General features: G+C 67.5%; 9 protein-coding genes. 1 reads left to right on the forward strand and 8 read right to left on the reverse strand.

Annotated features, from left to right (window positions below; genetic code table 11):
* Positions 1-33: 33 nt before the first annotated feature.
* From OG811_RS29910 to OG811_RS29935, 6 genes are all read right to left on the reverse strand, one after another.
* Positions 34-918, reverse strand: a complete 885-nt coding sequence (locus OG811_RS29910) for a carbohydrate ABC transporter permease (RefSeq protein ID WP_406070518.1) — start codon at positions 916-918, stop codon at positions 34-36.
* On the reverse strand, positions 918-1859 hold the full coding sequence (locus tag OG811_RS29915; protein WP_406070519.1) for a carbohydrate ABC transporter permease: 942 nt from the start codon (positions 1857-1859) through the stop codon (positions 918-920). Before OG811_RS29915 ends, OG811_RS29910 begins: the two co-directional genes overlap by 1 nt.
* Positions 1860-1935: 76 nt before the next feature.
* Positions 1936-3243 carry an ABC transporter substrate-binding protein gene (locus tag OG811_RS29920; protein ID WP_406070520.1) on the reverse strand — a complete coding sequence of 436 codons (1308 nt, stop codon included), beginning with the start codon at positions 3241-3243 and terminating at the stop codon, positions 1936-1938.
* A gap of 154 nt (positions 3244-3397) precedes the next feature.
* Positions 3398-4615, reverse strand: coding sequence for an alpha/beta hydrolase-fold protein (locus tag OG811_RS29925; protein WP_406070521.1), 1218 nt, complete (start codon positions 4613-4615; stop codon positions 3398-3400).
* Positions 4612-5499 carry an alpha/beta hydrolase-fold protein gene (locus tag OG811_RS29930; RefSeq protein WP_406070523.1) on the reverse strand — a complete coding sequence of 296 codons (888 nt, stop codon included), beginning with the start codon at positions 5497-5499 and terminating at the stop codon, positions 4612-4614. The genes OG811_RS29925 and OG811_RS29930 overlap by 4 nt, the downstream gene beginning before the upstream one ends.
* Positions 5500-5672: 173 nt before the next feature.
* Positions 5673-6713 (reverse strand): LacI family DNA-binding transcriptional regulator, encoded by a 1041-nt coding sequence (locus OG811_RS29935; RefSeq protein ID WP_406070525.1) that lies wholly within the window; start codon positions 6711-6713, stop codon positions 5673-5675.
* 700 nt (positions 6714-7413) lie between these two features.
* Between OG811_RS29935 and OG811_RS29940 the strand changes: the two genes are divergently transcribed.
* Positions 7414-8937, forward strand: coding sequence for an alpha-N-arabinofuranosidase (locus OG811_RS29940; RefSeq protein WP_406070527.1), 1524 nt, complete (start codon positions 7414-7416; stop codon positions 8935-8937).
* A gap of 262 nt (positions 8938-9199) precedes the next feature.
* Here the strand turns inward: OG811_RS29940 and OG811_RS29945 are convergent, their stop codons facing one another.
* Both OG811_RS29945 and OG811_RS29950 read right to left on the reverse strand, forming a co-directional pair.
* Positions 9200-10717 (reverse strand): aldehyde dehydrogenase family protein, encoded by a 1518-nt coding sequence (locus tag OG811_RS29945; protein ID WP_406070529.1) that lies wholly within the window; start codon positions 10715-10717, stop codon positions 9200-9202.
* Entirely contained in the window at positions 10714-11925 is a 1212-nt protein-coding gene (locus OG811_RS29950) for a fumarylacetoacetate hydrolase family protein (protein WP_406070531.1), read from the reverse strand. The genes OG811_RS29945 and OG811_RS29950 overlap by 4 nt, the downstream gene beginning before the upstream one ends.
* Between the last annotated feature and the right edge of the window lie 13 nt (positions 11926-11938).

An 11938-nucleotide genomic window follows, 5' to 3' on the forward strand; every position in this document is an offset into this window, starting at 1 on the left:
TTTCGGTGGTTTGGCTGGTGGCATGAGCGCGACCTACCGGAGGCCTCCGACGGACAGGCCGCCGCGCCAGTGTCGTTGCAGGCTGAAGAACGCGATGATCAGTGGGAGCACCGACACGAGCGAGCCCAGGATGATGAGGCTCCACAGGGACGTGCCTCCCGCGTTGTTCGCGGAAGCGATTCCCTGCCAGAGACCGAGGCCGACGGTGACGGGAAAGAGCCGGTTGTCGGAGAGCATCGCCAGGGGCAGGAAGTAGTTGTTCCAGGATGCCACGGCGGACAGGAGCAGCACGGTGACCACCGCGGGGCGCATCAGTGGGAGAGCGATCTGGAGGAACGTACGCATTTCTCCCGCGCCATCGACCCGCGCCGCGTCCAGCAGTTCGTCGGGGACCGCGTCGCGCGCGTACACGTGCATCAGGTAGACACCGAACGGGTTGAGCAGCGACGGAAGGATCACCGCCCAGACCGTGTTCGTCAGGCCGAGCCGGGAGAACATGATGAAGGTCGGGATGACCAGGGCCGTGGCGGGCACCATCAACGCGCCGAGCACGACGGCGAAGCTGAAGCGCCTGGCGGCGAAACGGTACTTGGCGAACCCGTAGCCGGCCATGACCGACAGGACCGTGGCGCCGATTCCGCCGGCGAGCGCGTACAGCGTGGAGTTGAGGATCCACCGGGCGTAGATGCCACCGTCGTAGGTGAAGAGCTGCTTGAGGTTCCCGAGGTAGTCAATCTGGTCGGAGAACCACAGCGTGTTGCCGCCTCCGAACAGGCCCGGTGCGTCCTTGGAGCTGTTGACGATGACCCACCAGAACGGTACGAGAAAGTAGATCACCATGAAACCGAGCAGGATCTGCAGAGGAAGATAGCGTTGCGGTCGACGGGAGCCTGCGCTGACGCTGGTGCGGTTGGCCATCAGAGGAAGCTCCTCCGCTTGCGGGTGAAGAACAGGAATGCGTACACGCAGATGAACACGACTCCACCGAGGGCGAACGAGATCGCCGATCCATAGTTGAAGTTGGCGAGTGAGAACGCCTGCTGGTACGCGTACATGTTGGGTGTGAAATCCGACCCGATCGTGCCGGCGGCGAGATACCGCAGGATCTGCGGTTCGTTGAAGAACTGCAGGGTGCCGATGAGCGAGAAGACCAGGATCAGGATCAGCGCGGGCGCGATCAGCGGAATCTTGATCCGCAGCGCGATCTGCCATCGTCCGGCGCCGTCCATGCGGGCGGCCTCGTAGAGCGTCGTGTCGACTCCCTGCAGCGCCGCGTACAAGATGATCATGTAGTAGCCGACCCACTGCCAGGTGACGACGTTGAGCAGGCCGTAGAAGATCAGGCTGCTGCTCAGGAAGTCGGGTGCGGTGGCGCCGAACAACCCGAAGATGTCGGTGAGCGGGCCGAAGCCCTTGCTGTAGAGGAAACCCCACATCACTGCCCCGATGACCGTGGGAATGGCGTAGGGGAGGAAGATCATGAGGCGGGAGAAGCGAGCGAACAGCGAGGTCACCGCGTCCAGGATGAGGGCCATCGCGAGCGCGATGACGATCTGCAGCGGGATGGCGACGAGCGAGAAGCGGATGACGAACCACACCCCGGACAGGAAACTCGGGTCGGTGAACGCCTTCACGTAGTTGTCGAAGAGGACGAAGCTGGTGCCGCCGATGAGCTTCTTCTGAAACAGGCTGAGGTACAGCGCGTATCCCAGCGGCGCGATGAGGAACGCCAGGAAGACGACCCCGAATGGCCCGACGAAGAGCCACCCCATCAGGTGCTCACGGAGGTGCACCTTGCCGCGGATCCTTGGCTTCGCATCTTGAGCACGCGGAGCGCGCTCCTCGGTCAGGGATGTCATCTTGGTCTCCGGGACGTGGACGCCGACGGTAAAGGGTGGGCCGGCCGCCCGGGGACGGCGCGGCCCACCTGTTCGGTCACTGAACGGTGAATCCTTGTTCCTTGGCGTACTTCGCTACGTCGTCCTGGAGCTTGTCGGCAGCCTGTGATCCGGTGACGGAGCCCTTGATGACCTCGCTGACCTGCTTCGTCATGGCGTCGAGGTAGTACTGACCGAAGGGCGCGTAGGCGACACCCTTGTAGGCCTCGGCGGCGGGGAGGTAGACCTCTCTGTTCGCCTGCTGGCCGTCGAAGAACGCCACCTTCAGGTCGATGAACGCGGGATCCTTGAGCGCCGTGAGGTTCAGCGGGAAGATGATCTGGTTGGTCCAGCCGTCGGTGAGCGACTCCTTGTCGGCGTAGAGCCCGTAGGCGACCTTCGCCGCGAGGTCCGGCTTCTTCGCCTGCTTGGTCACGGAGAAGGCCGACCCGCCCCAGTTCACCTGCACCGGGTTGGCCGGATCCCACTGTGGCAGCGGCGCCACCGCGAACTTGCCGGTGTCCTGGCCCTTACCGACGCCCGCGCCCGTGAGGTAGCCGGGCGCCCACGCCGCCGAGATGTACGTCGCGTAGTTGCCGTTGATCACGCCGGAGATGTACTCCGGGGTGAACTGGTCCTGCGTACCGACCAGGCCCTTTTTGGCGAGGCCGCCCCAGTAGTCCAGCACGTCCTTGGACGCCTGGTCGTTGAGCTTCACGCCGATCGACTTCGGCTGCGCCGGATCGAAGGTGAAGGGCGCGGCGCCCTTCTGGATCTGCAGCGCCATCAGGACCGCCGGAACGTTCGCGCCGAGATCCCCGAACAGCGGGCCACCGGCGTCCTTCACCTTCTGCGCGGCCTGCTCGTACTCGGCCCAGGTCTTCGGCGGGGTGATCTTGTACTTGTCGAAGATGTCCTTCCGGTAGATCATGCCCATCGGGCCACCGTCGACCGGGACGCCGTAGACCGCGTCGCCGACCGACACGTCCTTCCAGGCGCCCTCGCCGTAGTTGGCCTTGACCGCGTCGTAGCCGTACTGCTTGATGTCGACGAGCGCGCCCTGGATCTGGAAGGTCGGGATCCGGTCCGCCTCGACCATGATCACGTCGGGCGCGCCGGTGCCCGCCGAGATGGCCGTCTGGAACTTGTCGTACTCGTCGCCGCCCTGCCCGACGTTGGTCCAGCAGACCTGCACGTCGTCGTGCAGCTTGTTGAAGTTGTCGACAACCAGCTGGGTGTTGGGGTACCAGCCCCACATCGTCACGACCGGCAGATTCTGCTTGGTGATGGTGTTCGTGCAGTTGCTCGCGTCGCTTCCGCCCTCGTCGGAGGAGCAGGCGACGAGGCCGGTCCCGGCCGCGAGCATGGCTACCGTGGCAAGTAATCGCTTCCTCTTCATAGTGGTGATTCCCTTCGGGGATCGCGGTGCGCGAGGATCCATGCGCCGACATCGAGACCTGGGCGATCGGCCGACGATGGGTGGAGGTGGGACGTCCGCTGGCGTCGCCTGGGCAGGGCGCCTAACGCCTGAACAGACGCGGCGCCAGGTCGATGAGGTTCTTCTGCCACACGTCCCAGCCGTGCGGGCCAGGGGTCACCCCGTCGAACTCGTAACGGATACCGAGGTTGTTCAACGTGGTCAGGGATGCCATGAAACTCGGGTACACGAAGTCGGTCTGGTCGCCGACGTAGAGACGTAGCATCCTGGTCCCGTTGTTGATCGCCTCCACATCGACACCGGTGCCGCTACCGAACCCGGCGGAGAGGGCCGCGACGTAGGCGAACTCGCCCGGGTAGGCCCGGAGCACCCCCAGCGCCTGCCCACCGCCCATCGACAGGCCGGCGAGGGCCTGCTGTGACGGCTCGCTCGAGATGTTGTAGCGGGCACGAGCCGTCGGCACGATATTCTCCAGCAGTTCCCTGTTGAAGTTGGACGAGTTGCCGTTGCCCATCACGACCACCATGGGCACCAGGTCGCCGTCGAGGAACTGATGGTCGAGAATCTGCTTGGCGCGTCCCATCTCGACCCAGTCCGTGTAGCTCTGGCCGCTGCCGTGCTGGAGATAGAGGACCGGGTACGGCTGTGTCCGGCCCGGGTCGTACCCGGGTGGGGTCCACACCAGCGCGGTGCGGTCCTGGCCTGCCACCGTGCTGCGATAGGTCACACTCTCGACCTTCCCGCCCCGACCCGCAGGCACGTCCGACAGCAGCCGGGCGCCCGGTCCCGGAACGAAAAAGGTGCTCCACATTGGTTCGGAGGTCACCGTCGTCGGGTTCGAGGTGTCCTTGACGGCGACCCGGTCCACGATCAGCCGGTAGTAGTAGAACCAGGGATCCAGCGGTCCCACGGTCGCTCGCCACCGATCGCCATCGCGAGTAAGTGGCACGCGCAGCCAACTGCCGCCCGGCGCCCAGTTCGCCCACACGGTGACGTGCTGAGCGTCCTTGAAGTCCGTGGTGGTCTCGAAGGTGACGAACCCGTCCTCGGTGACGAAGGGCGTCGGGGTGGTGCCGGCCGGCGGCGGGGCGAACTCCCCCTTCAGCTGCCGGTGCCCGGGGCTCGGGCCGTGGTCAGACACATGACGGAACAGCCGCGGCACGAAGTCGACCAGGTTCTCCTGCCAGGTGGTCCAGTTGGCGCCGCCGTCCGGGTTGACCCCGTCGAACTCGAACGTGACATCGGCTCGACCCAACGCCTTCATCAGTCGGTGGGTGGCGTTGTGCGCGGGGTCGGTCACGTTCCCCGTGTAGAGACGCAGCAAGCTGACGGTGCGGTTGATCGACTTGGCGTTTTTCCGGTCGACTTCGGGGCCGAGTCGCCCGAAAACCAGCCGACGTAGGCGAACGGACCCGCGTTGGTGAGCGCGGCCCGCACCGCCTGCGTTGCGCCGTCGGACACGCCCGCGATCGCCTGGTGCGCCGGGTCGCGGAGGACCCGGTAGCTGTTGGCGACCGCCTTCCGGAGATCCTTCAGCTCCTTGTCGTCCGAGCCCTTGTCATCGTTGATCACGACCACCATCGGCTTCATGGCGCCCTGGGCCGAGAGGTTGTCGAAGATCTGCTTGGCTCGCCCGAGGTCGAGCCAGTCGGTGGTGGCTGCGCCCTCGCCCGACTGCAGGAAGAGCGCCGGGTAACCCTTGGGACCCTTGGCCGCGTACCCCGGCGGTGTCCAGACCAGGGCCGATCGCTGCCCGCTTCTGGTCCGGTAGGTCAGCGTCTCGACCTTGCCGCCGGTTCCCGGCGGTGCGTCCGCCAGCCAACGCGCCGAGTCACCTGGGACGAGGACAGTGCTCCAGAGCGGGTTGGACGCCACACTGGTGCTGTTCGTCGGATCCTTGAGGCTCTTGGTGTCGTCGGCGGTCACCTGGTAGTGGTACAGCCCGGGCTTGAGCGGGCCGAGAATGCCCGACCACACGTCACCACGGCGGGTCAGACCGAATTCCGCCAACGTGGAGGAGGGACCGAAGTTTCCCTCGACGACGACCTGCGACACCGTGCCCACGTGCTCCTGGACGTACGCGGCCGGGACGGTGAACGAGGCGTAGCGGTCCTGGGAGACGTCCAGCCACGGCGTGGCCGCCGCCGCCGCTTGCGGTGCGAGTAGAACCGCCGCGACTGCCATGACTCCGATGGCGAATGCCGCCGGGAGCCGACGCACGCCCGATCGACGTAAGCGCCCGTGGTACGTTGCGGTTGTCACGCTCCACTCCTTTCCTGCGCCGGCAGCGGACGCGACCCGACTGACCGGCTCAACTCATCGGTGGACTTCGCCGTGGGTCTGTGTCCGCACCTCCTTCACGGTTTCGCCACGGGTGCACCTGACGTGATCGCTCGATGTGGCGCGGTCGAGCGGCGGACCACGAGGCTGGTTGGGAGCACTACCTGGTGCGGCCCCTCCCATTCGTCGGTCACCAGTGACTTCAGCATGCGAGCTGCTTCATATCCGAGCTGATACATCGATTGGTCCACAGTGGTCAGACCAGGCTCGGTCAACGCCGATTCCGGAATGTTGTCGAACCCGACGACGGACAGGTCCGCGGGGACGGAGAGCCCCAACTCCCTGGCGACCTCCAGGACCTTGAGGGCCATGCCGTCGCTCGACGCGAAGATCGCCGTCGGCGGGTCGATGCGTTGCAACAGGGCGCGCGCCAACGGAGCTGCCGACTCGGGGTTGAAATCACCTCTGCCGATCAACGTCGGGTCGATCGGGACGCCGGCGGCGGTCAGCGCCGCCCGGTATCCCTCCTCCCGCGACCAGGCCGCCGCCAGGCTGGAGCGGCCCGCGATGAATCCGATGCGCCGGTGGCCCAGGCCGAGCAGGTGCTCGACCGCGGTGGTGGCGCCCGCGAGGTTGTCGGCCGTCACCGAGGGCGCCATCGAGCCTTTCACCGGGTCAATAGCCACGACCGGCGTCCGGCTCCGCACCTCACCCCAGGGCGTGACCACGATGCACCCGTCGGTGAGGGTGCCCGACAGGCGGGTGAGATGCCGCTGCTCCCAGCCCTCCGAATACGACCCGTAGAGGTCACTGTTGGCGTAGATGATCAGATCGAAGCCCGAGCGACTCAGAGCCTTCATCACCCCCTTGAGCACCTCCGCCGTGTACGACTGGAAGCTGTGCGTCACGAGGCCCAGAACATTGGTGCGGCTGCGCCGGAGGCTCGTGGCCACCAGACTCGACTCGTAGCCGAGCTGCTCGATGGCGGAACGGACCTGGGCGATCGTGCGAGCGCTGACGCCGTAATGCCCATTGACCACCCGAGAGACGGTGGCGGTGGAAACGCCGGCGACCCGGGCAACATCGCTCATTGTTACCGGCACATTGACCTCGATCATGCCGCTCCCTCTGAGCTGCAATCGTTATCGGTTACGTTTCCAGGAGGTTGCCAACGTAACTGAGAGCGTTAACAAAGACAAGGCCCTTTCGCCCTCATGCGACTCCAAGAAGGGGTCCCACCGGGATGCTTTCGAGGGCACGGCTCATCATCAGTCGCCGTCGTGGACACGCTGACGACTGTCACTCTCGGTGGCCCATGTGGAGTGCGATTCCTGCGCTGGTTCGACCCGCTGACAACGAGTGGGCACCATCGTCAGGATCGGTTTCGGGCCGTCATCTCAGCCCAGCGTCGGCAGGAGGGCGGGCAGGGAAGCGGCGGCACCGAGGCGTGCACGGGAGCGAGACACCCGATCGTGTGTGGAGGTGGCATGGCGCAGGCCGCTCGGCGCAGACATTGATCACGGGCATCGCGTCCCCTATCGTAAACGTAATCGGTAACGTTTACATAGATCGTGAACGTAATCGATGGTCATCGTGTTGTCCAGAGCTCGCACCGACCCCACCACCCCTCGGTCCAGGCGCCGCGGCGGAGATCTCGACGTCGGGACCTCGCACGAAGGAGCCCGCCCTGAACACCCACCCCAACGGAGCGCCGGCGCACCTGACCGGCACCGAAAGTCCACTCCCCTACCGGCTGCCCGCCCGGTCCTGGCGGGGCCGGCCTGCCGAGGCCGAGTCGACGGTCAGCGGGGACCTGTCGTGAACACGGCACGCTTGTTCCTGGACCCACGCCGCCGCGTCGCGCCGGTGTCGCGCCGGATCTTCGGCTCGTTCGTGGAGCATCTGGGTCGCTGTGTCTACACCGGCATTTACGAGCCGGGGCATCCGACGGCCGACGCGGACGGCTTCCGGGGCGACGTTCTCGCGCTCGTGCGGGAGTTGGGCGTCACCACGGTCCGCTACCCGGGCGGCAATTTCGTCTCCTCCTATCGGTGGGAGGACGGCGTCGGCCCGGTCGACCAACGACCAGCCAGGCTCGACCTCGCCTGGCACAGCCTGGAGACCAACGCGTTCGGGCTCGACGAGTTCATGCGCTGGGTCGGCAAGGCGGGCGTCGATCCGATCATGGCGGTGAACCTCGGCACCCGCGGCACCGCCGAGGCCGTCGACCTGCTCGAGTACGCCAATCACCGCAGTGGGAGTCACCTCGCCGACCGGCGCCGGGACAACGGCGCGGGCGACCCGTACGGGATCAGATTGTGGTGCCTCGGCAACGAGATGGACGGCCCGTGGCAGGTGGGTGCGCGGACCGCAACCGAGTACGGGCGCCTCGCCGCACAGACCGCGACGGCCATGCGTCGTTTCGATCCCACGCTCGAATTGATCGCCTGCGGCTCGTCACACCTCGGCATGCCCACGTTCGGCACCTGGGAACGCGACGTGCTCACCGAGGCGTACGACGACATCGATCTGATCTCGCTGCACGCCTACTATCAGCCGGTCGACGACGACCTGCCCAGCTTCCTCGCCTCCGCGGAGGACATGGACAGGTACATCGACTCCGTCACCGCCATCGCCGACTCGGTCGGGGCGATCCGCAGGTCGACCAAGAAGATCATGATCGCGTTCGACGAGTGGAACGTCTGGTACCAGTCCGCTGCCCCGTCCACGCCGCCGAGTGGCGAGGACTGGCCGGTCGCGCCGCCACTGCTGGAGGATCACTACAGCGTGGCCGACGCCGTCGTCGTGGGTGGCCTGCTCATCAGCCTGCTCCGGCACAGCGACCGGGTGACCGCCGCATGCCAGGCCCAACTGGTCAACGTCATCGCGCCGATCATGACCGAACCCGGGGGCTCGGCCTGGCGCCAGAGCATCTTCCACCCCTTCGCCCGCACCGCCAGGCACGCCCGGGGAACCGTGCTCGACGTGCTCCGTGAGGGCAGCACGACGACCACCGACCGCTACGGTGAGGTCGACGCGGTCGACGCGGTCTCGACCTGGGACGACACCACCGGCGAGATGGCCGTGTTCCTCGTCAACCGTGTCACCGCCATCCCTGCCGAGGTGACGGTCGACGTCAGCGGTGCCCGGGTGAGCGGGATCATCGAGTGCGTCACCATCGGCGGCACCGACCTCGACGCCCGGAACACGCCCGCCGGCCCGGACCACGCCGCGCCACGTCCCAACGGCACGGCGCAGCAGGCCGACGCCGGCGTCCGGCTGACGCTTCCGCCCGCGTCCTGGACCATGCTGCGGATGCAGGCCACGGAAGCGACCCCGTGAACGACTGACGAACCGCCGACCGGCGCTGGCGCGGGGCAACGCCGAGTCGTCCGGTGCGGCCGAGCCGCAGCAGGCGTGGCCACCCCCCGCTCGTCACCTCGCCGCAGGTTCGACGACGGGCACGCTCCGGCCGCTCACTCCTGGCTGTCACCAGGGGTGAGCGGCCGGGGCAGTCCCGCCCGTGCTCAGGAATCGATGGTGCGGCGAACGGCGCACCGATCCGTCCGGGATCAATTCGCAATTAAATGCCCTACCGGCACGGCTATTCCACCGCTGATTCCAACCTCCCGTCGACTCGCCGGGGAATGGCGGTGTACCCGTCTCGCAGTTCCTCGGGAAGGATCCATTCCGGAGCGTCCTGCCATGCCAGCGGGCGAAGGAACCGTCGGATCGAGGTGGCGCCCACCGAGGTGTGCACGGCGTTGGTCGACGGCCAGGGCCCGCCGTGGTGCTGGGCCCACGACACACGGACACCGGTGGGATACCCGTCGAAGACGATGCGACCCGAGTGGGCGGCGAGCACGTCGACCAGCCGACGCACGACTGCGGCGTCGTCACTCGATCCACGATGGACGGACCCGGTCAGCGACGGCGGGATGGTCGCCAGCACGGCGTCGAGGTCGGCGACGTCCTGATAACGGACCACGACCATGAGCGGGCCGAAGCACTCGTCGGCGATCTCGGCGGCCAGGCCGGGTAGACCGACCTCCAGGAGCCTCGGCGCGGCGATGAAACCCGCGCCAGGGTCATCCTGGGAGCGCGCCGAGACCCGGGCGCCGGCCCGCTCGAACGCCGCAGCCTGGTCCTCGTACGCGTCACGGATACGCTCGTTGAGCAGGACCGTGCCGCCCGAGGCGGCGACGCTCCCCCGCAGCACGTCGACCAGGTGCTCACCGCCCGGATCCGACGGGATGAACGCCAGCCCGGGTTTGGTGCACAGCTGACCACCCGAAGCCGTGAAGGAGGCGAACAGCCCTTCGGCGATCCGGTCTCCCCGGTCAGCGGCCGCGCCGGGCAGGACGACGATCGGGTTCACGCTGCTCAGCTCGGCGTAGAGGGGAATCGGGTCAGGCCGTTCGTCGATGGCCGCCTGGATGGCGCGGGCGGCGCCGACAGAGCCCGTCAAGGCTGCGGCGCGGACCGTGGGGTGGCGCACCAGCGAGCGGCCGGCCTGCTCCCCGTACACGGTCGTGATCACACCCTCGGGGCCACCCATGTCGCGGATGGCCGACTGGATCGCGTCGGCGGAGGCGTGCGACGTCAGCGGGTGCGACGGGTGGGCCTTCAGGACCGTGGGACAACCCGCTGCGAGTGCGGAGGCGGTGTCGCCCCCGGCGACCGAGAAGGCGAACGGGAAGTTGCTGGCCCCGAAGACGGCGACCGGCCCGAGGGGTACGAGCATCCGCCGCAGGTCCGGGCCGCGTCCGAGCGGTGTGTCGGCAGCGTGGTCAATGGCCGCCTCGACGTACCCTCCGTCGCGCAGCACGTCGCCGAACATCCGGAACTGGACCGCCGCCCGCGTGAGTTCCTGGTCGAGTCGCGCGTGGCTCAGCCCGGTCTCCGCCTCCGCAGCCGCGACCAGGTTCACGCGACGGGACTCCAGGGACGCGGCGATCGCGTCCAGCATCTCCGCTCTGCCGAGTCTCCCCAGGCCGGACAGCCACTGCGCGGCCTGGGACGCCTGGCCGGCGATCACCTCCAGCCGAGACTCGTCCGTCTCCGTGAGATCCGTCGCGCGGCGTTGGCCGTCGCGCGGATCGACCGTGCTAACCGCGTTCACAGCAGTCCTCTCTTCACCAGATTGCCCATGAGATCTCGGACGCCGAACTGCCAGGGCGCGCATTCCTCGGCGTAGCGCACCCGGTTGACCAGGGTGCCGAGCGCCGGGCAGCTGATGCGCACCACGTCGTCGACCTTGTGGGTGAAGCCCTCACCGGGGCGGTCCCGGTCCTGGATGGGCGCGAACATGGTGCCGAGCATCAGCGCGGCACCGTCGGGATACTGGTGGTGCGGGCCGATCAACTGCCGCACCAGCGCCTCCGGGTCTCGCGACATCCGCGTCATCTCCGAGACGGCCTCCAGCTGGAAGCCGTCCACACCGCGGACCTTCAGACTGACCTCGAGCTCGCGCACCCGATCCAGGCCGAATCGCTCGTCGAAGAGCCGGATCATCGGACCGAGCGCACACGAGGCGTTGTTGTCCTTCGCCAGGGGAAGCAGGAGCGCCGAGCGGCCCTCGACATCCCGCAGGTTCACGTCGTTGCCGAGGGTGGCGCCGACGATCCGGCCACTGGACTGGATGATCAGCGTGACCTCGGGTTCCGGGTTGTTCCAGGTCGACGCGGCGAGCACGCCGACCGGAACAGCGGTGCCGACGGCGGAGAGGATCTGACCCTTGGTGAAGATCTCGGCGTCCGGTCCGATCCCCACCTCCAGGTACTGGCTCCAGATGCCCTCGGCGACCAGCAGATTCTTGAGCCCTTCCGCCTCTGCCGAGCCCGGAGTCAGGCTGTGCAGGTCGTCGCCGATGTCGGCGAGCATCCGGCGACGGATGTCCGCCGCGAGCGCCAGGTCTCCCCGTGCCCGTTCCTCGATGACGCGTTCGATCATCGAGACGGCAAAGGTCACGCCGGCGGCCTTGAGCGCCTGAAGGTCGACCGGGGCGAGCAACCAGGGTCGGGTACGGTCACGGGTCACGGCACCCGTGTTGGCCAGAATGTCCTCGAAGCCGCCCACCCGTGGCCCGTCGAGCCCGGCCACGGTAGCGGCGGGATCGGGCAGCTCGCAGATGTCCCGGACGGTCGCGAACCGGTGGCTGATGTCGATGACCTCGCCGCCTCGGACGGTCACGGGTGAGGGGCCGTCGACGGACGGGTCCCAGATCCGGCCGAGGAGGACGCCGTCGTCGGCGTCGTTCGGCAGCGCCTCCGCGGAGGTCCCGAACCAGTCTGCGTCTGCGGCCAGTCCGCGGGGCCGTGGCACCGTCATGAGCCGCTCTCCA

Source organism: Micromonospora sp. NBC_01638 (assembly GCF_045209745.1).
Classification (GTDB): domain Bacteria; phylum Actinomycetota; class Actinomycetes; order Mycobacteriales; family Micromonosporaceae; genus Micromonospora.